The sequence below is a fragment of the Nonomuraea soli genome, from assembly GCF_013761175.1.
Classification (GTDB): domain Bacteria; phylum Actinomycetota; class Actinomycetes; order Streptosporangiales; family Streptosporangiaceae; genus Nonomuraea; species Nonomuraea soli.
The window spans coordinates 996,368-1,020,304 of sequence record NZ_JACDUR010000002.1 but is presented as its reverse complement, the minus strand read 5'-3'; the positions used below and the strand labels follow the sequence as shown (position 1 = coordinate 1,020,304).

Below are 23,937 nucleotides of genomic sequence, written 5' to 3'. Positions count from 1 at the left end.
GCCGCGTTTGATACACGGCCGGGTTCAGGCGGCGCCGATCGCGGAGAACGACCAGCCCACCGCCTGGTGCAGCCGGTCACCCGGCAGTTCGGCCCGCGCCCTGGCGAGCGCCTGCGCGGTGTCCATCCCACCGCGCACCCCCTCGTGCAGGGCGAGCATGAGCGGCACCACCGCCTCGTCGTGCACCGGCACCGTGCTCGCGACGATGCCTGCCGTACCCAGCGGCATCAGCGCCGCCGACAACCCCAGCAGCTCGTCGCCGCCGACCGGCTCCATGCGCCCCGAGTCGCAGCTCGACAGCACGATCCGGTACGGCGCGCGCTCCAGCCGCTCGACGTCGTGCACGATCAGCGGGCCGTCGGCCAGCTGGAGGGCGGAGAACATGGGGCTGTCGGCGCGGAAGGAGCCGTGCGCCGCGATGTGCGCCAAGCGGCTGCCGTCGATCTGCTTGAGCACCCGCTGGGCGTCGGCCTCGCCGCCTTCCAGCACCGTGGCGTCGCCGTACCTCCCGGCCAGGATCGGGACCTCGGCCCCTCCCCCGCCGAGGCCGGGGCCGCGCACCAGCACGACAGGACCGTCCGGCGGGGTGATGCGCGCCGCGCGCAGCCACGCCGACGCCGACGGCGCGACGCTCAGCACCTTGCCGCGCAGCGCGGGCAGCAGCGCCCACGGCACGTCGTGCAGGTGGCCGGGCGGCACCACGACCAGCCGCCGCGCCGTCAGGTGAGGTACGGCGGAGCCGAGCAGGAGGTGCTGCAGCCGCTCCGCTCCCGCGTCAAGGCCGGGCGCCGGGGCTCCGTACGCCAGGCGGCGCAGGCCGGCGTTCGCGTGCTCCGCCTCCGCGGCCGCGCCGGCCAGCGTGCCCGCCTCGAAGGCGCGCACCCGTCCGCGCCCGCACAGCAGCACGGTCAGCCTGCCGTCGACGACGACGATCTCGGCCAGCGTCCGGTCCGCGAGGGCTGCCAGCAGCTCCCGCACCTCGAACGCCGGGCCGGGCCCGCCCGCCTCGCCCGCGCGGATCGCCAGCAGCCGGTCCCTGATCGCCTTCTCCAGGCGCTGGCGTTCCCGCTCCAGCTGGGGGACGGCCCGTCCGCTCGCCCTGGCCTCCTGGGCGCGGCCGGCGATCTCGCGGAAGGCGGTCAGGTCACGCAGCAGGTCGGGGTCGTCGGGCGGCCGGGCGGGAGGGACCGCCAGCGCGGTGGCCCGCCAGCGTTCGCTCCAGGCCAGCAGCCTGCGCGGGTCGCCGCGCACCTCCCGCTGGGCCATCGTGGCCAGCTCGGCGCCCTGCCCGGCGGCCCTGGCGCGCAACTCGGTGGCGCCCAGGGTCATGCGGTGCTCGTCGAGCAGGTCGAGGCCGCGACGACAGGCGGCCAGCACGCCACGGGGGCGACCGGCGGCCTTGGCGAGCAGGGCCTGGGCCAGCCAGCCGTCGACGCGCGCGAAGGCGGGGCCCCTGCCGCGGGCCCGGGCGGCCAGGGCCAGATGCCGTTCGGCCCTGGCCGAGCGGCCTCCGGTGCCGTTGCCCCCGTTGCCGTTGCCGCCCCCGTTGCCGCCTCCGTTGCCGTTGCCGCCCCCGTTGCCGTTGCCGCCCTCCTTGCCGTTGCCCCCGTCACCGTCGCCGCCGGCCGTACGCCCGGGTTCTGAGGCGGCGGTACGGCCCGCGAGCAACCACGCGCGGGCCGCGTCAGGGGATCCGAGCCCCGCCAGCTCCCTGGCCACCGACACGGCCTCACGCTCCGGCGCCGGGTCACCCGCCGCGAACCGTGCCTGGAGCAGCACGAACCGGGCGTGCGCCGCCCACCAATGCCGCCGCTGCCCCGCGAAGGAACGCGCCGCCGCCGTGGCGCGGAAGACGGCCTGCTCGACCTGTCCGGCCGCCAGCGCCGCACGGGCGCCCACCAGGAGCAGCTCCGAGCGCCGCGACGGCGGCCCGCCGACCCGGTCCAGCCGCTCGACGGCGCCGTCGGCCTCGCGCAGCGCGTCGCGGGCGAGCCCCGCGGCCAGCAGCACCTCGCACCGCACCACCGGCAGCACCCAGGCGGGCGTGCCCAGCTCGGTGTAACGCCGCTCGGCCTGGTCGAAGTGGCGCAGCGCGGCGGGCAGGTCGCCGACGCGGAAGGCCGCCTGGCCGCGGTTCTGCACGGCGATGGCCTTGTCGTAGTCCTGGCTGGTCTCCTGCCACAGCGCCTCGGCCCGTTCGAGGTCGGCGATGGCACGCTCCACCTGCCCGAGCGCCAGGTACAGGGTGCCGCGCGCGCTGATCGCCCTGGCCAGCCACAACGCGTCGCCCGCCCGGCGCAGCAGCGGCACCGCCACCCGCAGATCCTCCAGGGCCTCCTGGTGGCGGCCCAGCACCCACATCACGTAGGCGCGCCGGTGCAGCACCCGGGCCAGGGTGTGGCCGGTGGCGAGGGCGGCGGCACGGTCGAAGGCGGCCACGGCCGGGCCGCTGCGGCCCGCGTGCACGTAGGCGCCGCCCATGCTGGCCAGCACGTCGGCCTCGCGCTCGGCCGAGCCGGAGCGGGCGGCCAGGCGCCTGGCCCTGCGCAGGTGTCCGATACCGGTCATCAGGTCGCCGAAGTCGCGCTCCCACAGGCCGATCACCTGGTGGGCGATGGACGCGTCGTGGCTGGCGGGCTGCGTGGCCAGCAGCGCCCTGGCCCGTTCCAGGGCCTCGCGGGGGCGCGCGAAGACCAGCGGGAGGAGGTCCGCCGCGGTTTCCGCGATCACGGATCGATGCTAGATGTGGGACGGCGCGTGCATCAACCGGCGCCCGCTCGGCTCCTTACTCACATCCACGCTGAGGAGCGCATCATGCCCGACAGGTTCAAGGAACAGTTCGACGCGATCAACGAGGCGAGCCCGCGCCCCCTGGCCTACATCCCGGGGGATGACCCGCGGTTCATCTACGAGAAGGGCACGATCCTCGCTCGTGGTGAGGACGCCGCCGAGGTGGCCGAGGCGATCGGCGCCGGTTTCGAGCGTACGGCGACCCGCGAACGCGCGGGGCTGGTGCGTTTCCAGACCAGCGATCCCGGCCGGCATCCCACCCAGGACCAGCAGGTCGACGACGCGCTGGCCGCGGTGGGCGAGCGGCGCAACGGCCGTACCGGCGCCATGATGGCCACCCGCAACCACGTCATCAGCATCACCGACACCGTGTGCTGCCCCGGCGATGAGCCCGACCCGGTGCCCGACGGCACGCCGCTCAACCCCGCGCCGTCGGCGCCGCGGCTCGTGGAGGGGCCGCCGGTCAGGGTGCTGGTCGTCGACACGGGCCTGGTGAAGGACATCGACAAGACCTTCTCGTGGCTGACGGGTGTCACCACCGACGACCCGCTCGAGCCGGAGCGCGGCCTCATCGACCTGTACGTCGGGCACGGCACGTTCATCGCCAGCCTGATCAAGACCGTCGCGCCCGACGCCACCGTCGAGGTCGACAACCTGCTGCCCGCCCAGCTGTCCGGAGCCCGCCCGGAGGACAAGTTCGGCGAGGACCTGCTCGCGGTCCTCGACGCCCTGCCGGGCGGCTGGCCCGACATCCTGAGCCTGTCGGCCGGCACCGACTCCGCCGACGGCGACACGCTGATGGGCCTGGAGCGCTTCATCGACAGGCTGGCGCTGGAGCGCACGCTGCTGGTCGCCGCGGCCGGCAACAACGGCTCCACCCAGCCGTTCTACCCGGCGGCGTGGGCCGAGCGCGGCGACCACGTCCTCTCGGTGGGCGCGCTGCGCAGCGCTCCAGGCCTGCTGGACGCCTGCTTCACCAACCACGGGTCCTGGGTGAAGGTGTACGCGCCAGGCGAGCGCGTCACGGCGGCCTTCACGCCCATGGACGACAGCCCGCCCGTCTACCGCTACCAGCATTCCAGCTATCCCGGCCGATGCCGGTGGCTGCTGCCGCCCGACGCCTACGGCACCTGCACCTGCCAGTCGCCCCGCCGTACGGGACGGCGCACGCTGAAGGACAGCGGCCTGTCGCCCGCCAACGCCGACTTCCAGGCGGACCTGCGCACCTTCACCGGCCTGGCCCGCTGGAGCGGCACCTCCTTCGCCACGCCGATCGTCGCGGCGATGGTGGTCAACGAGATGATCGAGACCGGTAACCGCGACCCGCGCGAGGCCGCCCGCACCCTGATCGGCAAGCAGGCGCTCAACGCGACCGTCCGTGGCATGCCCGCCAGGGCGCTGGTGCCGCGCGGATGGCAGTTCTTCACCTACCAGGCGCCCTGAGCCCGGACGTACGATGACGCCGTGGATTCGGAGTCGATCGGCCGGCTCTTCCAGGCTGCCGCCAAAGGAGACGCCGCCGCCTGGAAGGCCCTCGTGGAACGGCTGAGCCCGCTCGTGTGGTCGGTGGCCAGGGCGCACGGGCTGTCCGACGCCGACGCCTGCGAGGCCTACCAGACCACCTGGTTCCGGCTCGCCCAGCACCTCGACCGCATCCGCGACCCGGAGCGGGTCTCCACCTGGCTGGCCACCACGGCGCGCAACGAGTGTCTGAAGCTCATCCGCTCGGGCCGCAAGCTCGTCGCCTCCGACACCGAGTCCTTCGAACGCATCCCCGACGACCGCACCCCGGAGTCGGTGTTCATCGAGGACGAGGAGGCGCGGGACGAGGCCGAGCGCCACCGTCAGCTGTGGCAGGCCTTTCGCGAGCTCGGCGACAAGTGCCAGCAGCTGCTGCGCGTGCTGATCGGCTCCCCGCCGCACAGTTACCAGGAGGCGGCCGCCGCGCTGGGCCTTGCCATCGGCAGCATCGGGCCGATGCGCCAGCGGTGCCTGCGCCAGTTGCGCCTGCTGCTGACCGGCGGGGGGAACTCGTGACCGAGGACGACGACATGCTCGAAAACGATCTCCGCCGCGCCGCGGACCTGATGGACCCGGTCCCCGCCGCGCTGCTCCAGTCGGCCGTCGAGGCCTTCGCCCTGCGCTCGCTCGCCGCCGAGCTGGCCGCGCTCAGTTTCGACTCGCTCGCCGAGACCACGACCGTCCGGTCCGGGTACGGCACGCGCCTGCTCTCCTTCGACGGCGCGACGCACACGGTCGACGTGGAGCTGAGCTTCACCGACGGCTCCGGCCGCCTGCTCGGCTCGATCCACCCGCCGGAGGAGACCGAGGTGTCGGTGGAGCGGCCCGAGCACACCGTGGTGCTGCGCACCGACCCGTTCGGGCGCTTCTCCTGCCGCGATCTGGCCCCCGGGCCGCTGAGCCTGCGCTGCCGGGTCGGCGGGGCCGAACTCGTCACCGAGTGGATCACCGTGTAGGGGTGTTGACGCCACCGACCTCCAAAAGTGTTATCTTGCGGCGCATAACGCAAGGAACGGGCAGGTCGTATGGCATCCGAAGATCGTCTCGCCGAGGCGTTCCTGGGTGAGCCCCGGCGCTATACCAGCCACCAGGTCGCCGAGATGGCCGGCGTGCCCGTCTACCGGGCCCGCCGCTACTGGCGTGCCCTGGGTTTCGCCAACGTCGCCGACGACGCGGTGGAGTTCACCGAGTCCGACGTGATCGCGCTCAAGACGATGCTGACGCTCGTCGAGGACGGCGTCTACGACGAGGAGCACGTGCTGCTCATGGCGCGCTCGCTGGGGCGCGCCACGGCCCGGCTGGCCGAGTCGCAGGCGGAGCTCGGCGCCGAGGCGCTCGACCACGCGGGCGTGCCGATCAAGCAGCGGCCGGCCGCCTGGCGCAAGCGGGCGATGCGCGTGGTGCCCGATCTGGAGCGGCTGATGACCTACGCCTGGCGCCGCAACCTGGCCGTGTCGGCCGGGCGCCTGGCCGACCAGGACACGCATGCCGTACGGCTCGCGGTCGGTTTCGCCGACCTCGTCGGCTTCACCCGGCTCAGCCGCCAGCTGACGGAGACGGAGCTGGCCGGGCTGGTGGAACGTTTCGAGAGCCGCTCGGCCGACGTCGTCACCCTGTACGGCGGGCGGGTGGTCAAGACGCTGGGCGACTCGGTGCTGTTCGTGGCCGACAAGGCGCACGACGTCGCCGAGGTGGGGCTGCGCCTGGTGGAGTCGCACCGGCGGGTCAAGAACATGCCGCAGCTGCGTGTGGGCCTGGCGATCGGGCCGGTGATCCTGCGCATGGGCGACGTCTTCGGCACCACCGTGAACCTCGCCAGCCGGCTGACCGCGCTGGCCAACCCGGGCACCATCCTGGCCGGCCCGATGCTGGCCGAGGAGCTGGCCGACGACACGTCCTTCCAGGTCATCCCGGTCAACCGGCTGACCGTGCGCGGCCTGGGCGAGCTGGTGCCGAGCGCGATCCAGAGATCATAGAGTGCTGTCATGACATATCAGGACCTGGCCACGATCTCCGAGCGTTACTTCGAGCAGAAGATGGCCGCGGAACCCTTCACCGCGACCATGTTCGGCGTGCCCGGATTCGACGACCAGGTGGGCGACCCCAGCCGAGCGGGCGACGAGCGCCGCCTGGCCGAGCTGGAGGAGACCGCGCGGGCGTTGTCGGCGATCGACCCGTCGGGCCTGACCGGCCAGGACCGCATCACCTACGCGATGCTGGGCCTCCTGATCAAGAACGAGCGTGCCGACATCGCCGGCCGCACCCACGAACTGACCGTCTCCGCCGGCATCACCGGCGTGCACACCGGCATTCTCAGCTCGATGCCGGCCACGCCGCTCCCCACGCCCCGGCGCGCCGCCGACTACCTGACCCGCCTGCGGGCACTCGAAGGCTTCTTCGACGCGGTGCTGGAACGCTACCGCCAGGCCGGACGCGAAGGCCGCCACCAGGTCGCCCGCAGCGTGCGCCAGGCGATCGAGCAGCTCGACGGCTACCTGGCCACCGACGTCGCCGCCGACCCCCTGCTGCAGCCCGCCCCCGACGACGACTGGCGTGCGGAAGCGCAGAAGATCGTCGCCGAGCACGTGCGCCCCGCGCTGGCCCGCTGGCGTACGGCCTTCGCCGAGGAGTTCCTGCCCGTCGCCCGCGACGACGCCAGAGTCGGCATCTGCCACGTCCCCGGCGGCACCGAGGCCTACCTGGCCGCCGCCCGCTCCCATACCACCACCGACCTGACCCCCGAGGAGATCCACCAGATCGGCCTCGACGTGATCACCCGCCTGCGCGAGGAGTTCTCCGAGATCGGCGGGCGCGCCCTGGGCACCAGCGACGCCGACGAGGTGATGGCCGCCCTGCGCACCGACCTGGCGCTGCGCTTCGAGACCGCCGACGAGATCGTCGCCAGCGCCACTGACGCCCTCGCCCGCGCCAACGCCGCCCTCGCCGACTGGTTCCTGCCCTACGACATCGCGCCCTGCGAGGTGCGCGAGATCCCGGCGCTGGCCGCCAAGGACTCCGTGCTGGCCTACTACTCCCCGCCCGCCGCCGACGGCTCCCGCCCCGGCATCCACTGGATCAACACCTACGACCCGCCCTCGCGCGCCCGCTTCGAGTACGAGGCGCTCGCCTTCCACGAGAGCGTCCCCGGCCACCACCTGCAGCTCGCCGTCAGCCAGACCCTCGACGACCTGCCCGCCTTCCGCCGCTTCGGCCACATCACCGCCTTCGGCGAGGGCTGGGGCCTGTACACCGAGCGGCTGACCGACGAGATGGGGCTCTACTCCACCGACCTGACGCGGCTGGGCATGCTCTCCTTCGACGCCTGGCGGGCCTGCCGCCTCGTCGTCGACACGGGCATGCACCACCTGGGGTGGTCGCGCGAGCGTGCGGTGCAGTTCATGCGCGACAACAGCGCGGCGTCGGAGTCGAACATCAATAACGAGATCGACCGCTACATCGCGTGGCCGGGGCAGGCGCTGGCGTACATGATCGGGCGGCTGCGCATCCTGGAGCTGCGCTCGTACGCGGAGGCGGAGCTCGGGGAGGGGTTCGACGTCAAGGAGTTCCACCACCGGGTGCTGTCGAGCGGGTCGGTACCCCTGGACACCCTGGGGCAGATCGTCGAGGAGTGGGTGGCTTCAGGGGGTGCCAAGCCTGTATCGCAGGCATAGAGTGACGTGAGGGGCTCCGGCCGCGACAGCGACGGGGGCCTGGCGAGCCGGGCACTCCCAGTGATCGTCGCCCCGAGCTGGGAGTGCCGGCCACTCCCAGCAGAGCTGGACGCGTCATTGCGTCCAGCTCGCCAATTCACTGTCCGCCGCCCATGAGCGCCTGGGCTATGAGGGTGACGAAGGCGACGAGGCACAGCCCGGTCACCACGAGGAAGCAGACCAGCCGGACCAGCAGCCTGGCCGTGTCGGCTATCTGCCGCAACGCCTTGGGCAGCAGCCAGAAGCAGATCGCGGTGACCGCGAGGAGGACGCCGCGAGCGGCGAGTTCGCCCTCCATGCTGATGGGGTGGGGCTCTAAGATGACGCTGAGCACGAATGTGTTCACAGTGACTCCCGATGCGGTGGAGTGGGGCCTGGCGAGCGCGGTCACTCAGCTCTGATCGTCTTGCCTCTTCGCCCCGATCACGGAGTGCCGCAGAAGGGTGCTGCCCCGTTTTCACCTCCCCCCAAGAGAGCGGCTGAACTTTTCAGCTATTACACTGGGAGATTCCCGACTAAACGCCGGTGCAACCTGGGGTTCGTCCCCTTAGGATGAGGGCTTTCAACCGCCACTCGCTCTAGCAGGAGAATTGCAGGAGCGAACTGAATTTCTACTAGAATTTCTAGTATTCAAGGCAAGGTGGACATCATGCCTGGGCAGGAACTCGCGGCACGCCTGCGACTCTTGCGCACGAAGCGATGGCCGGGATACAAGCTCACGCTCAAAGAACTGGCCAAGGTGTTCGGGACGAGCATCTCGCTCATCGCCTCGTGGGAGTCGACGACGAAGCTCACCGTGCCCACCGTCGCCAGGCTCGACGATTACGCGCGTTTCTTCTGCACCCGCCGCTCGGTCGCCGACGGCGTCCCCCGGTTGATCGCGTCCGGCGACCTGAACGAGGCCGAGCGGGCCGAGATGGAGCTGCTGAAGGGCGAGCTGCTCTCGCTGCGCGGCAAGGCGCTCGGCGCCTCCCCCGACCCGGGATCGATGGAAGAGCTCCTGCGCTTCCCCGACGGCAACGCCGTCGCGGTGATCGTCGCCGAGGTGCCCGCCGCCGTCGGGCTCCCGCCGCTCTACAGCGACCCCCAGAGCCCCGACTACATCGAGGCTTACCGCTACGCCGATCTCGACTCCCTCATCGAGCTCTACGCCTATCTGCGCGCGGCCAACCCCTCGACGGCCGTCAACCGGCGCACCCACAAGATGATCGGCCCCAACGACCTGACCGACCACATCGTGCTGCTCGGGGGCAGCGACTGGAACGACGTCACCAAGGTCACCCTCGACCAGCTCGCGATGCCGATCGTCCTGATCAACGACTGGGACACCCCCGAGGGCCCCTACTTCGAGGTCGAGGGCCAACGATATCACCGCAAACTCGACGAGGCCGACGCCCTCGTCGCCGACGTGGTGCTCCTCTACCGTGGGCCCAACCCGCACAACCGCAAGCGCACGGTCACGATCATCGCCGGCATGTACGGCCGGGGAAACCTGGGCACGATCCAGGCGTTCACCGATCGCAAGTTCAGGGACCGCAACAATCAGTACCTCTCCGAGCGCTTCAAGAGCGACGAGGCCTTCTGCCTGCTGCTACGGGTGACCGTGGTCAACAACATGGTCGTCACTCCCGACCTGACGCTGGAGTCCTCGCGGCTGTACGAATGGCCGCCGCGGCCATGAACCTCCACCACCCATCGCATCGCAAGCTGCTGCGGCGGGCGACCGAGGCGACGCCACTCACCAAGCCCGACGCCCTCGTGGTGCCGACGATCCGCAGCCCACATCGGCTGGAACATGCTGTCAAGCTAGCGGCGGAGCTCGAGTGCCAGCTCGTCTTGCTGTGCAGCCAGAAGTGGTCGTCCGCCGCCACGGCCACGGACCTCTATCGCCACTCGGGTGCGCGCATCCTGGCCGTGGACGTGCCGGAACCCCACCGGCTCGCGCTCCCCCGCTTCCGGACCGACGCCCTGCTCCGCGACACCGTCTTCGAGCGTCGCAGCGACCTGTCGGCCAAGCGCAATCTCGCGCTCCTGCTGGCCAAGCAGCTCGGCTGGGGCAACATCGTCTTCCTCGACGACGACATCCTCGTGCCCAGGAGCCACGATCTGCGCCTTGCCGCAGGTCTGCTGAGGCGGCACGAGGTCGTCGGCCTGGACAACACCGGCTACCCGGACAACTCAGTCGTGTGCCATGCCTTCCGGGCAATCGGCGGGCCGCAGGACAGCTTCGTCGGCGGCGGGGCGATGGCGGTCAGGACGACGAGGGTCCGCTCGTTCTTCCCGAACATCTACAACGAGGACTGGTTCTATCTCCTCAAGGACCGCGGCCTACGCGAGGTGGGGGTCGCGGGGAAGGTCGAGCAGCAGCCCTACGACCCCTTCCGCACCGACGAACGTGCCCGCGCGGAGGAGTTCGGCGACCTGCTCGCCGAGGGCCTCTACTGGCTGCTCGACGAGGGCAACGACCTGGTCAAGGCCGACCGCGGCTACTGGATGGAAGCGATCAGCCGCCGGCGCAGGTTCATCGACCACATTCTCGCCCACGACCACGGCCAACGCCCCGGGCTGGCCGACGCGCTGCTGGCCGCCCGCGGCAGGCTGACCAGGCACATCACCGCCGACTTGTGCGTGTCCTACCTGGACGCCTGGCGTCGAGATCGCGAAACCTGGCGCAAATTCGTCCATACGGTTCATCGGACGGATTCACCTGATGAAGCACTCAGCAGATGGAATATCACGACACCTGACAATAAGAGGGTGCTAACTTCGCACTAATTGACAACATTGCCGCTCCCCGCTTGTTACAGGCACCCAAGCGCCTGGATCGTGAATGTCATGTCGCATGTCCGCGTTCTGCAGGCCCACGACAGTCACCTAGAGGACCTGATCACGGCATTCGGCAAAAGGCACTACTTCGTCCGGCAGCTGGAGCGGCAGTGCGCAGGGCACGGCAAACTCCTGGTCGCCTGGACGGACTTCACCACTCCGGCCGGCGCGGTCTACCTGTGGCTCGCCCCGGCGCAGGAGCCCGAGCTCCGCGCGGGCCTGGTAGGGGTCCCCCTCCTCACCGACCTCGAAGTACGGCCCGCGTTCCGGCGCCAGGGCATCGCCACCCGGCTCGTGAAGGAGGCCGAGTCGCTCGCGGCGGCCCGCAGCCACCGCCTCGCCCTGGGGGTCAGTCCGGACAAGAGCGAGCTGCACCGCTTCTGGCGCAACCGCGACTACCAGCCCTGGCGCCTGTGGCTCGAGACGACCCGCGACATCTTCCAGGACGACGGCACGGTCGACCGCGAGATCGACTACTGCCACGTCCTCGTCAAGAACCTGGTCTCCCAGCCCCTCGAAGGCGTGCTCTGACCGCGGCCAGCCCCTGCGCGGAAACGACCGCCGCCTCGAACCCGTGCTCGCCCACGGCCCGCGCCACCCGCTGCGCCGCCGGCCCCGCCCCGCCCGGCGAGTCGTACACCAGCACCAGCTCCCCTCCCGGCTCCAGCACTCCCGCGATGAGCTCGAGCTCATGAGCCGGTGACCGGGTCCAGAACAGGTTCACGTTCACCGCGAGCACCTTCGTGAACCGCTCGCCGGAGTGGAAGTCCTCGATCGCCACCGCCTCCCACCGGGCCCCCGGCACCCGCCCGCGCGCCCGTTCGATCTGCGTCACCGACCGGTCGATCCCCGTGTAGGACCCGCCGTCGAGCCGCCCGCAGATCAGCTCCGCGGCCACTCCCCCTCCGGCCCCGATCTCCAGGATGCGATCACCGGGCCGCACGTCGAGCAGCTCCACCGCCCATTCCAGCCGCCTGGGCACCGCCACGGGCAACCTCCCTGCCTTCTCGATGCGTCTGTACGGTCAACGGTTTGGAGGAACACTTGCCTGATCGCTCGATATACCCGGATTTTGTCGCCACCCGGTCCGACCGGTTACTGCGCACCGCGTTCATGCTGACCCAGGACTGGGCGCTCGCGGAAGATCTGCTGCAGGAGTCCCTGGCCAAGGCCTGGTTCGCCTGGAAGCGCATCGACGATCCCGAGGCGTACGTGCGGCGTGTCCTGGTCACCACCCACACCTCGTGGTGGCGGCGCCGGTGGCGCCGCGAGCTGCCCAGCGACGCCCTGCCCGACGCCGGCTCCCCCGACGCGGCGGGCGGCCTCGACCGGCGCGACGCCCTCTGGCGCGCCCTGGGCCGCCTGCCCGCCCGGCAGCGCGCCGTGGTCGTACTTCGTTTCTACGAGGACCTGCCGGTGGCCGAGGTCGCCGAGATCCTGGGCTGCCAGATCGGCACGGTCAAGAGCCAGAGCGCCAAGGCCCTGGCCAAGCTGCGGGTGGACGAGACGATCGTGAAGGAGTTGCACCCATGAGCGAGCTGCGCGACCTCCTCGACGAGCATGCCGGACCCTCCCCGGTCAACCCGGCGCGGCTCGCCGGCGTGATGACCCGCGTGCGCCGCCGCCGCGTGCGCCGCGCCGCGGTGTTGTCCGGAACGGCAGGCGTGGCGGCCGTCCTGCTCGCTTTGCCGTACATCCTGACGCCGGCCCGGAACACCGAGATCGCCACGGCGCCTGCCTCGCCCTTCCCCGAGCGCTACACCGCCGATGACGGGGTCGAGTACAGCCGCCTCGAAACGGCCCGCCTGGCCGTACCGGAGGACAGGAAGCTGTCGATCACGGTCGCCCTGTCGGGGCGGCCCCTGGAAGTCGCGGTCAAGTGCCGCGAGACGGCGCGGGACGCCCGGGTCAGCCTCGCCGTCACCCTCGACCGGCGGCCCGTGCCGCCCGGCTTCCCTCCGTGCACGACGACCGAGATGCTGCGCTGGCCGCTGCCCGACACCCGCCCCGGCGCCGCGACGGCCACCATCACCCTCACGCCCCAGGCCCACGCCATGCCCAACTGCACCCCCGGCAAGGGTTGCAAGCCCTCGACGGCTCCCCCGACCCCTGATCCGACCGCCTGGGACATCGCCGTCTACGAATGGACCCCACCCGCCGAACCGATCATCCCCGGCCCTCCGCGCGCCTTCCCCTCGACCGCCGGCGGCTGGCAACTCGTGCGCACCGACAGCGGCGTCTACCCGCGCGACAAGGAGGTGTCGTTCACCTCCACCGGCAAGGGCCGGTTCGGCTTCGACAAGCTGTGTTCCGGCGCGTTGTCCAGGCAGCTGCGTTTCCGCGTCTTCCGCAACGGCCGGGATACGGGCAGCTCGGGCGACTGCGCGGTCTGGGAGAAGGGCCAGACCTACCCCATGGCGATGTCCGTGGAACGAGGCCCGGCGAGGATCACGTTGAAGCTGGAGAGCGCCGTGTCGCCGAACAACAGGTTCATCCGCTGGTCGGTGGGCTGGTTCGAGTAGCCCATCTCCAGCGATCTTTATGACACCCTGTCCCCATGACGGACTTCTCCCCCACCGACCCCGCCCCCCTCTACGAGCTCGTCACCGATGTCAAAGCCAGGGCCTTCCTCCAGGCGATGGGCCGCCCCGACGGGCGCGACATGCTCTACCGCATGTCCGGCTCCGTCTACGCGCGCGTGCCCGCCGACGCGCTGGCCCCCGCGATCCGCCATGGCCAGAAGCTGTTCGGCATGGAGGGTTACAACATCCGCAGGCTGCACCGCGAGCCGGACAGCAACCTCCTGCACGTGCTCACCCGGGAGTTCGTCTGCTACACCGACCCCGCCGACCCCTCCACGCCGCTGCGCGAGTGGGCGAATCCGCTCGACGGCAGGGTCTATCCGGTGGTGCCGATCAACAACGACGCGGTGAACCTGGGCCCCTTCCCCATCACCCCCGACTTCAGGGGTTTCCCGTGCCGTGAGGTGCACGAGGACTGGGTGTGGAGCATGGACATCCCGCCACGCACCGATCTGCTGGAGACGCTTGCCGATGATTTCGGCCTTCAGGGGGGCGTCTACACGACGATGGAGATGTTCGACTTCTACGTGAACCAGCAGGAGGCGCGCGGCCGGGCGGAGGGCATTCCGGAGGGGGCGATGCGGGTGCGCAACAGCTGGACGCGGAGCGGGCCGTGGGCGCCGTTCATGGGGCTGGCCGAGCGCGACACGCACGGCGGGCATCTGGTCTACCACGCCCGCGCCTGGACGCTCGACGGCGTCGACGATCTGGAGCCCTGGCTGCGCAAGGAGGCGGGCGCGTTCTTCGCGACCGCGCCTTCGGCGCCCGGCCCGAACCAGACGTCGTGGAGCTCCTTCCATGCCAAGGAGCTCGACGGCGGGCGCCTGACGTGGGCGCAGTGGTGCGAGGCGAACGGTCAGCCGGTCAGTTCGTAGCCCGCTTCCTCGACGGCGGATCGTACGGCGTCGGCGGTGAGCGGGGCCGAGCTCTCGACGGTCAGGGTGCCGCTGGCCAGGTCGACGTCGACGGCGGTGACGCCGGCGAGCTCACCGACCTCTTCCTTGACCGAGCTGACGCAGTGGCCGCAGGTCATGCCCTTGACGGTGCCGGAAAACGTGTGCATGAGCCCTTACTGTACCCCCCATCCGTATGGGAGTCCGACGTAGTTCTCCGCCAGCGTGGTGGCGGCGGCCTCGGAGGAGGTGACGTAGTCGAGGTAGGAGGTCTGCAGGCGCTGGGCGTAGGGGTCGTCGGTGTCGAAGGTGTGCAGCAGCGTGGTCATCCACCAGGAGAAGTGCTGGGCGCGCCACACACGCTGGAGGCAGTCGGCCGAGTAGGCGTCGAGCGCGTCGGAGGAGCCTTCCTCGTAGAACCGGGCCAGCGCCGCCGTGAGCACGCGGACGTCGGCGACGGCCAGGTTGAGGCCCTTGGCGCCGGTGGGCGGCACGATGTGGGCGGCGTCGCCGGCGAGGTAGAGCCTGCCGTACTGCATGGGTTCCGTCACGAAGCTGCGCATGGGGGTGATGCCGGACTCGATGATCTCGCCGGCCTCCAGCGTGAAGCCGGGCACGGTCTCGAGGCGGGCGCGCAGTTCGGACCAGATGCGGTCGGCGGGCCACGACTCCAGCGTGTCCGCCGACGAGACCTGCAGGTAGAAGCGGCTGATCGTGGGTGAGCGCATGGAGTGCAGCGCGAAGCCGCGCGGGGTGGCGGCGTAGATGAGCTCCTCGGCCGACGGCGAGACCCTGGCCAGGATGCCGAGCCAGGAGAACGGGTAGGCGCGTTCGAAGGTCGTCAGCACGCCGTCGGGGACCGACGGGCGGGTGATGCCGTGGAAGCCGTCGCACCCGGCGATGAAGTCGCACTCGACGCGCCCGCCGTCGAAGGTGATGGCGGGCGAGTCCTCCAGGGAGTGCACGGCGACGCCGGAGACCTCGAAGCGCACGCGCGAGGGGTCGAGGGCGATGAGGTCCTTGACCACCTCCTGCTGGCCGTACACCGTGATCGCGCGGCCGGGGACGAGCTTGTCGAAGGCGATGCGGTGTCCCGCCCCGCCGTAGCGCAGTTCGATGCCCCGGTGGACCAGGCCCTCGCGCAGCAGCCGCTCCCCCGCCCCCGCCTCCACCAGGGTGTCGACGGTGCCCTGTTCGAGCACTCCGGCCCGCACCCGGCTCTCGACGTAGGAGCGGCTGTGCTTCTCGAGCACGACCGAGGAGATGCCCCGCTGGGCGAGCAGGTGGGAGAGCAGCAGCCCGGCGGGGCCGGCTCCCACGATTCCGACTTGAGTGCGCATGAGGGAGAGCATCGACCCGGAGTGGCGCGTTACAGTAGGGCGGACTTCTACTGAGCGGAAACCGATGGCAGGCGGGGCGCGAGAGGGCGGCCGGACGGTCACCTCCAAGGTGCTGGCGATCCTGGGCGCCTTCGACGGCGATCACCCGGCGCTCACCCTGACCGAGCTGGCCAGGCGCAGCGAGCTGCCGCTGAGCACGGTGCACCGGCTGGTGGCCGAGCTCGAGGCGTGGAAGGCGCTGACGAGGGGCCCCGACGGCCGCTACCACGTCGGCCTGCGGCTCTGGGAGCTGGGCCGGCTGGCCCCCGGCCACCTGCAGCAGGTCGCCCATCCGTGGCTGCAGGAGCTGTTCACGGTCACCGGGGAGAACGTGCACCTGGCCGTCCGCGACGGCATGGAGGTGCTCTACGTGCACCACCTGTACGGCAGGCGTGCCGTACCCCTGGCCTCGCGCGAGGGCGGGCGGCTGCCGATGCACCCGACGGGGGTCGGCAAGGCGCTGCTGGCCTTCGAGCCGGAGTGGTTCGTCCAGGCCTACCTCAGGCGCGAGCTGGAGCGGCCGACCCGCCACACGATCACCGAGCCGGGCAGGCTCATGCGCGAGCTGCAGCAGACGAAGAGGCAGGGGTACGCGCTGACGTATGAGGAGATGACGCTCGGATCGTGCTCGGTCGCGGCCCCGATCGTCATCGACGGCCGCCCGCTCGCGGCGGTCGGGATCGTGCTCTCCTCGCATCGGGCCAAGGAGCTTCCGCGGCTGGCCGAGCTGCTGATGGCCACCGCGCGGCAGATCGCTCAGGTCTTTCCGGGATTTCCCGGCAAACAGTGACCTGTTCCCCTTATCGTTGCGGAGTTAGCCAGCCACGCAGCGTGATCAGGGGAGGATCCGTGGGAGGGCGGCACAGTTATGCCGGTTTAGCGCAGGATCGACGCTTTCGTCTGTTAAAAACGCGATTCAAACGTTTGGCGATCAGCATCGTCGTGTCGTTTTTGGGCTGGTATTTCGTCTATATCATTCTTTCGGCATTCGCCCGTGACTTCATGGCGCGCCCCGCCTTCGGCCATATCAACGTCGCGCTCCTGCTCGGCATCCTGCAGTTCGTCTCGACCTTCTACCTGGCCTGGCGCTACACCCGCTACGCCCGCCGCATGCTCGACCCGCTCTCGCAGCAGCTGCGCGACGAGGCCGAGCAGCACCGCGCCGAGATGGAGAACATCGAGCGCATCATGGCCGAGCGCCGCAGGATCGAGACCTGGGCGGCGCCGCCGCGCCCCGCCCGCCACCGCCGCAGCTCCGGAGGACTTCGATGACCGGCGGCCACCTGCTGACCTTCGGGCTGTTCGTGGTGTTCATCCTGATCACCCTGGGCGTCACCTTCTGGGCGCGCGCCAACACCCGCAACGCCACCGACTTCTACGCCGGCGGCCGGGCCTTCTCCGGGCCGCAGAACGGCCTGGCGCTGGCGGGCGACTACATGTCGGCCGCCTCGTTCCTGGGCATCGCGGGCATCATCGCCCTGTCGGGCTACGACGGTTTCCTGTACTCCATCGGCTTCCTGGTCGCCTGGCTGCTGACGCTGCTGCTGGTCGAGCTGATGCGCAACGCCGGCCGCTTCACCATGGCCGACGTGCTGTCGCACCGGGTGCGCAGGCAGCCCAAGGTCCGCACCGCCGCGGTGGTCTCGACGGTGACCGTGAGCGTGTTCTACCTGCTGGCCCAGATGGTGGGCGCGGGCGCTCTGGTCTCGCTCCTGCTCGGACTGGAGGGAGGTACGGCCAGAGCCGTCACGATCATCGTGGTCGGCGCGATGATGGTCTTCTACGTCAGCTTCGGCGGCATGAAGGGCACCACCTGGGTGCAGATCATCAAGGCCGTGCTGCTGATGGGCGGCACGATCGTGCTGACCGCCCTGGTGCTGGGCCGCTTCGGCTTCAACCTCAGCGACATGCTGGGCGAGGCGGCCAAGGCCAGCGGCCAGGAGAACTTCCTCAACGCGGGCAACAGGTACGGGCGCGAGGTCGAGGGCGACCCGGTCGCCACCATCATCAACAAACTCGACTTCATCAGCCTGGCGCTGGCCCTGGTCCTCGGCACGGCAGGCCTGCCGCACATCGTCAGCCGCTTCTTCACCGTCCCCGACGCCCGTGCCGCCCGCACGAGCGTCAACTGGGCGATCGGCCTGGTGGGCGTGTTCTACCTGATGACGCTGGCCCTGGGTTTCGGCGCCACCGCGCTGGTCGGCCACGAGCGCATCACCGCCCAGGATCCCAGCGGCAACACCGCGGCCCTGCAGCTGGCGCACGTGCTCGGCGAGCACATCGGCGGCCCGGTCGGCGGTGACCTGCTGCTGGCCTTCATCGGGGCGGTCGCCTTCGCCACCATCCTGGCGGTCGTCTCGGGCCTGGTGATGGCGGCCTCCACGTCGCTGGCCCACGACTACTTCGGCCACGTGCTGATGTTCGGCCGTCCCCGCGAGTCGCAGGAGGTCGGCGTGGCCCGCGTGTCCGCCTTCGTGATCGGCCTGTTCGCGGTGGTGCTGGCGGTGGTGGCGCGCAACCAGAACGTGGCCTTCCTGGTCGCGCTGGCCTTCGCGATGGCCGCCTCGGCCAACCTGCCGGCGATCGTGCTGTCGCTGTTCTGGAAGCGGTTCAACTCCACCGGCGTGGTCGCGGGCATCTACGGCGGGCTGTCCAGCTCGCTGCTGCTGGTCTTCCTCTCCCCCGTGGTCTCGGGCAAGGTCGACGCCAAGGGCGACAGCCTGTCGTTGTTCCCCGCGGGCGTCGACTTCCACCTGTTCCCGATGGAGAACCCCGGCCTGTTCTCCATCCCGATCGGCTTCCTGTGCGCCTACCTCGGCACCAGGCTCAGCAGGGAGAAGGCCGATCAGGAGCGCTACGACGACCTGGCCGTGCGCTCGCTGACCGGCACCGGTTCTCACACGGCCGAGGGAACGGGCCGCCAGAACGGCGTGCCGTCCGCCCACTCGAACGGCTCCAGGGCCTGGTGACGCGGCAGGGCGCGGGTCAGCGAGCCGACTCCTTGGCGGTGGCGGCCTTGGCCCCCATGCCCACCAGGGCGTAGACGCCGGGCTGGGTCGAGCGCAGGATCAGCGCCCACACCACGCCGATGACGGCGACGGCGGCGTAGACGATCGGGATGATCATGGCCAGCGGGTCGCCCTCGGGGACGCCGAGCAGCGCCTCGAAGTTGGTGAAGGCGATGAAGGCCATCACGGCCAGGATCAGCGCGGCCGGGACCGGGGCGATCAGCCGGTGCCAGAGGCTCTCGCCGCCGGGTTCGCGCGCGAAGAAGGCGATGACGGCCACGGCGGTCACGAACAGCAGCAGGAGCACGCCCGCGCCGCCGGTGGCGCCGCCGACGAAGAAGGCCTGGATCGGGTCGGCTCCGAGCAGCCAGACCGCCAGGATGACGACGAGCGCCAGCGTGCTCTGGGCGATGGAGGCGGTGCGCGGCGCGCCGGTCCGCAGGCTGGTGCGGCCGAAGGCGTCCGGGATGATGCGCTCGCGGCCGAGGGCGAACAGGTAGCGGGCGATGGTGTTGTGGAAGGAGATGCAGGCGGCCAGCAGGCTGGTGATGAACAGCACGCGGGCGATGTCGACGACGACGCCGCCGAAGTGCGCCCCACCCAGGACGAAGATCATCTCTGGGCCGTCCTTCTGGGCGGCCGCCACCAGGTTGGCCGGCCCGGTGGCCACCGACAGCGCCCACGCCGACAGGGCGTAGAGGCCGGCGATGATGGCGACGGAGGCGTAGGTGGCCAGCGGCACCGTACGGCGCGGCTCGCGGCTCTCCTCGGAGAAGACTACGGCGGCCTCGAAGCCGACGAAGCCGAGCGTGGCGATGACGATCAGCGGCGCGACGCCTTCGGTGAACAGCAGGCCGGGCGAGAGCGTCTCCAGCGTCAGCCCGGCGGGCGACGGGTTGATCAGGTCGCCCAGGTTGAACAGCAGGATGATGGCGACCTCGGCGGTCAGCAGGACGGCCAGCAGCTTGCCGTTGACGTCGACGCGCAGCACGCCGAGCGCCGCGACCACGGCCCAGGCCAGCAGGGCGAAGGCCCACCACGGGATGGCGGCGCCGAGCCAGCCCTCCAGCAGCGCCGAGGTCTGCACGCCGAGCATGAAGAAGGCGCCGACGGCCAGGCCGTTGTAGGCGAGGATGGCCACCCAGGCGGCCGGCACGCCGGCGGGCCGGCCCAGGCCGCGGCTGATGTAGGTGTAGAAGGCGCCGGCGTTGGCCATGTGGCGGGCCATGGCGACGTAGCCGACGGAGAACAGCGCCAGCACCAGGCCGATGGCGATGAAGGCGATGGGCAGGCCGGTGATGCCGGTGGCGGCGATGGCCGTGGGCAGCACACCCGCGACGACGGTGAGCGGTGCGGCGGCCGACATGACGAAGTAGACGACCGAGGGCGCGCCGAGCCGGTTGGCGGCCAGGGCGCCGGCGATGCGGTCAGGCCCGTGGCCTGGTCCGCCGGATTCACGGGTGAGCATGGTTGAACGTCTCCTTGGGGGGTTTCAGGAGCGATAGGTGAGCACGGCGTCGCCCACCGCGGCGTTGACGTGCCTGCCGAGGTCGCTGAGCGGCCGCGGCAGCGCCGCCAGCACGGTTGTCAGGTAGCGCCGGGCGATCTTCCGTTCGGCCGGGTCGTCGACCACGATCTCGGTCATGCCGCAGGAGTCGACGAGCACGGCCAGGGCCATGTCGTGCGCCGCCAGCGGCTGGCCGCGGACCAGGGCCATGTGGAGCCGGGTTCTGGGCCACATGGCGTGCCCGAAGTCCGGGGAGTAGTAGCGGCTGGTGCGCCGTTTGAGCAGCTTGGGCGCCTCGCGCTCCAGCCTGCCCTCGCGGATGAGCCGGCCGCTCACCTCGGTGACGGAGCGCTGGGCCAGATAGGCCAGCCAGGTACGGACATCGGTGTGCTGCGGCGATTCGGCCATGTCGGTGAGGACTCTGTCGCTGACGCGCTCGTCGACCGCTCGCCCGTCGGTGACCTTGACGAGGGAGTCCTGGACGGCGACGCGCCCGCGCATGACGAGCTCCGCCAGGAGCGCGCCGGCGAGCCCGAGGGCGATTCCCTGGACGTGCAGCCGCGGCTTACCCGAACCGGTGGTGTCCCAGGCGATCAGGAAAAGTTCATCGGCCAGCATTTATTCGCCCTTAAGGAATGACCATTAATGGGGGTGCATTCTGATCAGCGCGAAATATCTACCAGACACATCATGAAATATCTAGATTCATTAGGTCGCGGCACGCGTCGAGCAGCCGCGCCCGCAACGGCGCGGCCCTTTCGGAGAAGGCCCGCTGGGTCGCGGCGTATTCGGTCCGGCCCTCGGCGCTCTCGATCGCGATCGGCCGGTAGCCGAGCGCCGCCAGATCATAGGGGCTTGCCCGCATGTCGACCTCGCGGATCTCGCGGGCCAGCGCGAAGCAGTCGGCCACCAGGTCGCTGGAGATCAGCGGCGAGAGCTTGTAGGCCCACTTGTACAGGTCCATGTTGGCGTGCAGGCAGCCCGGCTGCTCCAGCTCCACCTGCGCCTCCCTGGTGGGCTGCAGCACGTTGAGCGGGCGGGCGGGCTCGGTGAAGAAGCGGAAGGCGTCGAAGTGGCTGCAGCGCACTCCCCTGCGCTCCACCACCTCGGCGATGCGCTCGGGAGGCAGGCGCAGCGGCTGGGAGGAGTGCCGGATCTCCTCGGTGCGGTAGACCATGGCCCATTCGTGCAGGCCGAAACAGCCGAGCTGCGCGGGACGCGAGGCGGTGGCGGCCAGCAGCGCGGTCGTGTACTCCAGCAGCGCCATGCGCTTGGGCAGGATCGCGGCCACGTCGAGGGTCGCGCCCTCGGGCACGTTCAGGTAGCCGGGGCCGTAGTCAACGGCCTCCAGGAGGAGCACGCCCGCGCCGGGATGCCACTGGCGCAGCCGTCCGGGGCGCTGGCCGTAATAGGTGAACAGGAAGTCCTCGACCGGGTGCGCACGCCCGGCCTTGCGTCGCTGGAGGTGTCCCGCGGTCCACCCGTCGACCCGGCGTTCGTGCGCCGCGGCCCGGTCCTGCCACTCCTGACGGTCAAGCGTTCTCACCGCACCATGGTAGGAAGCCGCAAAGGCGGCGCGTGCCAACGCGAGCCCTCGCGGGCGCGCGGGCACAGTGGCGGCATGGCGATTGTGGTGGCGCTGATCGCGTGCTGCTCCACGCTCCTGGGCGGGCTGATCGCGCTGCGTGTGGGCACCCACCGGCAGGTCGTGCTGGGCCTGGCGGCCGGGGTGATGCTCGGCGTCGTGGGCTTCGACCTGCTGCCCGAGGCGCTGGAGGCGGCCGGGCAGGAGGTCTTCGGCGTGCCCGCCGCGATGCTCACCATGGTCGGCGGCTTCCTCACGCTGCACATCATCGAGCGGTCCCTGGCCGTCCACCGCGGCCAGGAGGAGCGTTTCGGCGCCCACCGCCACGGGCTGGAGTCGGTGGGGCTGCTGACCGCCTCGGGCCTGGTCGGGCACAGTTTCCTCGACGGGCTCGGCATCGGCCTCGGCTTCCAGGCCAGTGCCGCGCTGGGGCTGTCGGTGGCCATCGCGGTGATCGCCCACGACTTCGCCGACGGGTTCAACACCTTCACGATCACCACCCTGTACGGCAACGCGCGAAGCCGGGCGCTCGTCCTGCTCGCCCTGGACGCCCTGGCGCCCGTGGCGGGCGCGGTGGTCGGCACCCTGATCGTGCTGCCGCCCGAGGCCATCGGGCTGTATCTGGGGTATTTCGCCGGTTTCCTGCTGTACCTGGCCACCGCCGACATCCTGCCGCAGGCGCACGCCGGCACCTCCTCCCGGCGGACCCTGATGGCGACCGTGGCGGGAGCGGCGTTCATGTGGCTGGTGGTGGGGCTGGCATGATCGCCAAGCACGCGGCGGGCAGGTTCACGAAACGGCTCAGGCGGCTCGCTGCCCGGTTCGTCGGGCCGTACGTCGTGCCGGACGTCACCGAGGAGGTGCCGGGAGCCACCCGAGCCGCCGACTGGAACCGCGGCCTGGCCGACCTGCTGTGCCGGCTGGGCGGCGCGCTGCTGCAGGGCGGCGAGCTGACCTCCGAGGTGATGGCGACGCTCGGCGACGTCGCCGCCCGCTACGGCGTCAGGGCCCGCTGCTTCGTGGTGCCCACCGGCCTGTTCGTGCGCGTCGGCGAGGGCGACGCGGTCGCGATGGACTTCGTGCCCGTCACCGGCGAGCAGCTCAGGCTGGACCAGGTGCAGGAGCTGTACTCCCTGGTCCGCAGGCTGCGCGCCAGGACGGTGCCGATCGACGAGGCACGCGAGGCGCTGGCCAGGGTGGTGAACCTGCCCACCCGCCTCAGCCCCGTCCTCTCCGTCGCCGGGTACGCGATCCTGACCGTGGGCCTCGGCCTGCTCCAGCATCCGACGCCGGCGGCGGTGCTGGGCTGGGCCGCCCTGGGCGCCGTCGTCGGGGTGCTGCAACTGCTCGGGGCACGCTTCCGCGCGCTGGCCACGGCGATGCCGGTGGTGGCCGCCGCCGCGGTGACGTGGACGGCCATGCGCTGGGCCGGCCCGCTGCTCCAGATGAACCCCGAGGACCTGCTCATCCCGCCGCTGATCGCCTTCCTGCCGGGCGCGGCCCTGACGATGGGCACGATCGAGCTGGCCGCCGGCGCGATCATCTCCGGCATGGCCAGGCTGGCCTCGGCGGCCAACGTCCTGCTCCTGCTGGCCTTCGGCATCCTCGTCGGCAGCACGCTGGCCAGCGGCGACCGCACCGCGCCCCTGCCGGCCCAGGACGGGCTCGGAGGCTGGGCGCCCTGGATCGGGGTGCTCCTGCTCGGACTCGGCTTCCTGATCTTCTACTCGGCCCGTCCCAGGGTGCTGCCGTGGCTGCTGGCGTGCCTGCTGATCGAGCGCGCCGTCCAGGTCGCGGGGACCGGGGTGGCGGGCGGCTTCTTCGGCGCGTTCGCGGCGGGCCTCGTCATCCCTGTCGTCACGATGCTCGTCGAGCGCCGCACCGACACCCCGTCGCAGGTGCTCTACCTGCCGTCGTTCTGGATGCTGGTGCCGGGATCGATCGGGCTGGCCGGGGTGAGCGAGCTGATCAGCGGCCAGGACGCCACGGGCCTGGCGAACCTGCTCGACACGGTCATCACGATGGTCTCGATCGCCCTGGGCATCATGGTCGGCGCGAGCCTGCTGCCACGGACGAGGGTGACGGTATCCGACGTTTCGGCTGATCAACTTCTGGGAACCTCTGACAAAGCGTGAT

The 23,937-nt window shown here is 70.9% G+C and carries 24 protein-coding genes; 16 read left to right on the top strand and 8 right to left on the bottom strand.

Annotated features, from left to right (window positions below; genetic code table 11):
• Positions 1-24 precede the first annotated feature (24 nt).
• Positions 25-2,730, bottom strand: coding sequence for a CHAT domain-containing protein (locus HNR30_RS11790; RefSeq protein ID WP_220133414.1), 2,706 nt, complete (start codon positions 2,728-2,730; stop codon positions 25-27).
• Positions 2,731-2,814: 84 nt separating this feature from the next.
• On the opposite strand from HNR30_RS11790, the gene HNR30_RS11785 reads away from it, so the two are divergent.
• The 5 genes from HNR30_RS11785 to HNR30_RS11765 all read left to right on the top strand — a co-directional run bounded on the left by HNR30_RS11785 (position 2,815) and on the right by HNR30_RS11765 (position 7,982).
• Positions 2,815-4,233 (top strand): S8/S53 family peptidase, encoded by a 1,419-nt coding sequence (locus HNR30_RS11785; protein ID WP_181609793.1) that lies wholly within the window; start codon positions 2,815-2,817, stop codon positions 4,231-4,233.
• A 21-nt stretch (positions 4,234-4,254) separates the two neighbouring features.
• Positions 4,255-4,827 (top strand): RNA polymerase sigma factor, encoded by a 573-nt coding sequence (locus HNR30_RS11780; RefSeq protein WP_181609792.1) that lies wholly within the window; start codon positions 4,255-4,257, stop codon positions 4,825-4,827.
• Positions 4,828-4,841: 14 nt separating this feature from the next.
• Positions 4,842-5,267, top strand: a complete 426-nt coding sequence (locus HNR30_RS11775; RefSeq protein ID WP_181609791.1) for a hypothetical protein — start codon at positions 4,842-4,844, stop codon at positions 5,265-5,267.
• A gap of 69 nt (positions 5,268-5,336) precedes the next feature.
• Entirely contained in the window at positions 5,337-6,287 is a 951-nt protein-coding gene (locus HNR30_RS11770) for an adenylate/guanylate cyclase domain-containing protein (RefSeq protein WP_181609790.1), read from the top strand.
• Between the two features lie 9 nt (positions 6,288-6,296).
• A complete protein-coding gene (locus HNR30_RS11765) occupies positions 6,297-7,982 on the top strand; it encodes a DUF885 domain-containing protein (RefSeq protein ID WP_181609789.1) in 1,686 nt (561 codons plus the stop codon).
• Positions 7,983-8,118: 136 nt separating this feature from the next.
• Here the strand turns inward: HNR30_RS11765 and HNR30_RS11760 are convergent, their stop codons facing one another.
• The gene (locus HNR30_RS11760) at positions 8,119-8,319 is read right to left on the bottom strand and encodes a hypothetical protein (protein WP_181609788.1); all 201 of its coding nucleotides are present in this window, start codon (positions 8,317-8,319) and stop codon (positions 8,119-8,121) included.
• 351 nt (positions 8,320-8,670) lie between these two features.
• Here HNR30_RS11760 and HNR30_RS11755 point away from each other — a divergent pair, with 351 nt between their 5' ends.
• Genes HNR30_RS11755 through HNR30_RS11745 form a run of 3 tightly spaced genes read left to right on the top strand, consistent with a single transcriptional unit; the run spans position 8,671 to position 11,378 of the window.
• Positions 8,671-9,702 carry a helix-turn-helix domain-containing protein gene (locus tag HNR30_RS11755; protein WP_181609787.1) on the top strand — a complete coding sequence of 344 codons (1,032 nt, stop codon included), beginning with the start codon at positions 8,671-8,673 and terminating at the stop codon, positions 9,700-9,702.
• Positions 9,684-10,796, top strand: a complete 1,113-nt coding sequence (locus HNR30_RS11750; RefSeq protein WP_181609786.1) for a glycosyltransferase family A protein — start codon at positions 9,684-9,686, stop codon at positions 10,794-10,796. The genes HNR30_RS11755 and HNR30_RS11750 overlap by 19 nt, the downstream gene beginning before the upstream one ends.
• Before the next feature lie 60 nt (positions 10,797-10,856).
• Entirely contained in the window at positions 10,857-11,378 is a 522-nt protein-coding gene (locus HNR30_RS11745) for a GNAT family N-acetyltransferase (protein ID WP_181609785.1), read from the top strand.
• Here HNR30_RS11745 and HNR30_RS11740 read toward each other — a convergent pair.
• The gene (locus tag HNR30_RS11740) at positions 11,338-11,835 is read right to left on the bottom strand and encodes a class I SAM-dependent methyltransferase (protein WP_181609784.1); all 498 of its coding nucleotides are present in this window, start codon (positions 11,833-11,835) and stop codon (positions 11,338-11,340) included. The two genes, HNR30_RS11745 and HNR30_RS11740, sit on opposite strands and share 41 nt — an antisense overlap.
• Before the next feature lie 56 nt (positions 11,836-11,891).
• On the opposite strand from HNR30_RS11740, the gene HNR30_RS11735 reads away from it, so the two are divergent.
• From HNR30_RS11735 to HNR30_RS11725, 3 genes are read left to right on the top strand one after another with little or no spacing between them, the layout of a single operon-like run.
• The gene (locus HNR30_RS11735) at positions 11,892-12,380 is read left to right on the top strand and encodes a SigE family RNA polymerase sigma factor (RefSeq protein ID WP_181609783.1); all 489 of its coding nucleotides are present in this window, start codon (positions 11,892-11,894) and stop codon (positions 12,378-12,380) included.
• Complete coding sequence (locus HNR30_RS11730) at positions 12,377-13,369, top strand: hypothetical protein (protein WP_181609782.1); 993 nt, start codon at positions 12,377-12,379, stop codon at positions 13,367-13,369. Before HNR30_RS11735 ends, HNR30_RS11730 begins: the two co-directional genes overlap by 4 nt.
• Positions 13,370-13,404: 35 nt before the next feature.
• Positions 13,405-14,304 carry a DUF1838 family protein gene (locus tag HNR30_RS11725; protein ID WP_181609781.1) on the top strand — a complete coding sequence of 300 codons (900 nt, stop codon included), beginning with the start codon at positions 13,405-13,407 and terminating at the stop codon, positions 14,302-14,304.
• On the opposite strand, the gene HNR30_RS11720 is transcribed toward HNR30_RS11725, so the two are convergent.
• Positions 14,286-14,492, bottom strand: coding sequence for a heavy-metal-associated domain-containing protein (locus HNR30_RS11720; protein ID WP_181609780.1), 207 nt, complete (start codon positions 14,490-14,492; stop codon positions 14,286-14,288). The two genes, HNR30_RS11725 and HNR30_RS11720, sit on opposite strands and share 19 nt — an antisense overlap.
• Positions 14,493-14,498: 6 nt before the next feature.
• Entirely contained in the window at positions 14,499-15,662 is a 1,164-nt protein-coding gene (locus HNR30_RS11715) for a 4-hydroxybenzoate 3-monooxygenase (protein ID WP_181609779.1), read from the bottom strand.
• 64 nt (positions 15,663-15,726) lie between these two features.
• On the opposite strand from HNR30_RS11715, the gene HNR30_RS11710 reads away from it, so the two are divergent.
• The 3 genes from HNR30_RS11710 (at position 15,727) to HNR30_RS11700 (ending at position 18,670) form a co-directional block, all read left to right on the top strand.
• Positions 15,727-16,491, top strand: coding sequence for an IclR family transcriptional regulator (locus HNR30_RS11710; RefSeq protein WP_181609778.1), 765 nt, complete (start codon positions 15,727-15,729; stop codon positions 16,489-16,491).
• Between the two features lie 134 nt (positions 16,492-16,625).
• Entirely contained in the window at positions 16,626-16,973 is a 348-nt protein-coding gene (locus HNR30_RS11705; RefSeq protein WP_246378023.1) for a DUF485 domain-containing protein, read from the top strand.
• A complete protein-coding gene (locus tag HNR30_RS11700; RefSeq protein WP_181609776.1) occupies positions 16,970-18,670 on the top strand; it encodes a monocarboxylic acid transporter in 1,701 nt (566 codons plus the stop codon). The genes HNR30_RS11705 and HNR30_RS11700 overlap by 4 nt, the downstream gene beginning before the upstream one ends.
• Positions 18,671-18,686: 16 nt before the next feature.
• Here HNR30_RS11700 and HNR30_RS11695 read toward each other — a convergent pair whose 3' ends face one another.
• From HNR30_RS11695 to HNR30_RS11685, 3 genes are all read right to left on the bottom strand, one after another.
• Positions 18,687-20,177, bottom strand: coding sequence for an APC family permease (locus tag HNR30_RS11695; RefSeq protein WP_181609775.1), 1,491 nt, complete (start codon positions 20,175-20,177; stop codon positions 18,687-18,689).
• 24 nt (positions 20,178-20,201) lie between these two features.
• Positions 20,202-20,834, bottom strand: coding sequence for a GOLPH3/VPS74 family protein (locus tag HNR30_RS11690; protein ID WP_181609774.1), 633 nt, complete (start codon positions 20,832-20,834; stop codon positions 20,202-20,204).
• A 70-nt stretch (positions 20,835-20,904) separates the two neighbouring features.
• On the bottom strand, positions 20,905-21,762 hold the full coding sequence (locus HNR30_RS11685; RefSeq protein ID WP_181609773.1) for a 3-methyladenine DNA glycosylase: 858 nt from the start codon (positions 21,760-21,762) through the stop codon (positions 20,905-20,907).
• Between the two features lie 75 nt (positions 21,763-21,837).
• On the opposite strand from HNR30_RS11685, the gene HNR30_RS11680 reads away from it, so the two are divergent.
• Together HNR30_RS11680 and HNR30_RS11675 are read left to right on the top strand one after the other, a co-directional pair.
• On the top strand, positions 21,838-22,566 hold the full coding sequence (locus HNR30_RS11680) for a ZIP family metal transporter (protein ID WP_181609772.1): 729 nt from the start codon (positions 21,838-21,840) through the stop codon (positions 22,564-22,566).
• A complete protein-coding gene (locus HNR30_RS11675) occupies positions 22,563-23,936 on the top strand; it encodes a threonine/serine exporter family protein (protein WP_181609771.1) in 1,374 nt (457 codons plus the stop codon). The genes HNR30_RS11680 and HNR30_RS11675 overlap by 4 nt, the downstream gene beginning before the upstream one ends.
• Position 23,937 lies beyond the last annotated feature (1 nt).

Coding starts and splice junctions, on each gene's coding strand:
- HNR30_RS11785 (WP_181609793.1), top strand. CDS start 2,815: ATGCCCGACAGGTTCAAGGAACAGTTCGACGCGATCAACGAGGCGAGC.
- HNR30_RS11710 (WP_181609778.1), top strand. CDS start 15,727: ATGGCAGGCGGGGCGCGAGAGGGCGGCCGGACGGTCACCTCCAAGGTG.
- HNR30_RS11765 (WP_181609789.1), top strand. CDS start 6,297: ATGACATATCAGGACCTGGCCACGATCTCCGAGCGTTACTTCGAGCAG.
- HNR30_RS11680 (WP_181609772.1), top strand. CDS start 21,838: ATGGCGATTGTGGTGGCGCTGATCGCGTGCTGCTCCACGCTCCTGGGC.
- HNR30_RS11720 (WP_181609780.1), bottom strand. CDS start 14,492: ATGCACACGTTTTCCGGCACCGTCAAGGGCATGACCTGCGGCCACTGC.
- HNR30_RS11750 (WP_181609786.1), top strand. CDS start 9,684: ATGGCCGCCGCGGCCATGAACCTCCACCACCCATCGCATCGCAAGCTG.
- HNR30_RS11730 (WP_181609782.1), top strand. CDS start 12,377: ATGAGCGAGCTGCGCGACCTCCTCGACGAGCATGCCGGACCCTCCCCG.
- HNR30_RS11675 (WP_181609771.1), top strand. CDS start 22,563: ATGATCGCCAAGCACGCGGCGGGCAGGTTCACGAAACGGCTCAGGCGG.
- HNR30_RS11755 (WP_181609787.1), top strand. CDS start 8,671: ATGCCTGGGCAGGAACTCGCGGCACGCCTGCGACTCTTGCGCACGAAG.
- HNR30_RS11770 (WP_181609790.1), top strand. CDS start 5,337: ATGGCATCCGAAGATCGTCTCGCCGAGGCGTTCCTGGGTGAGCCCCGG.
- HNR30_RS11690 (WP_181609774.1), bottom strand. CDS start 20,834: ATGCTGGCCGATGAACTTTTCCTGATCGCCTGGGACACCACCGGTTCG.
- HNR30_RS11695 (WP_181609775.1), bottom strand. CDS start 20,177: ATGCTCACCCGTGAATCCGGCGGACCAGGCCACGGGCCTGACCGCATC.
- HNR30_RS11725 (WP_181609781.1), top strand. CDS start 13,405: ATGACGGACTTCTCCCCCACCGACCCCGCCCCCCTCTACGAGCTCGTC.
- HNR30_RS11700 (WP_181609776.1), top strand. CDS start 16,970: ATGACCGGCGGCCACCTGCTGACCTTCGGGCTGTTCGTGGTGTTCATC.
- HNR30_RS11760 (WP_181609788.1), bottom strand. CDS start 8,319: ATGGAGGGCGAACTCGCCGCTCGCGGCGTCCTCCTCGCGGTCACCGCG.
- HNR30_RS11715 (WP_181609779.1), bottom strand. CDS start 15,662: ATGCGCACTCAAGTCGGAATCGTGGGAGCCGGCCCCGCCGGGCTGCTG.
- HNR30_RS11775 (WP_181609791.1), top strand. CDS start 4,842: ATGCTCGAAAACGATCTCCGCCGCGCCGCGGACCTGATGGACCCGGTC.
- HNR30_RS11745 (WP_181609785.1), top strand. CDS start 10,857: ATGTCGCATGTCCGCGTTCTGCAGGCCCACGACAGTCACCTAGAGGAC.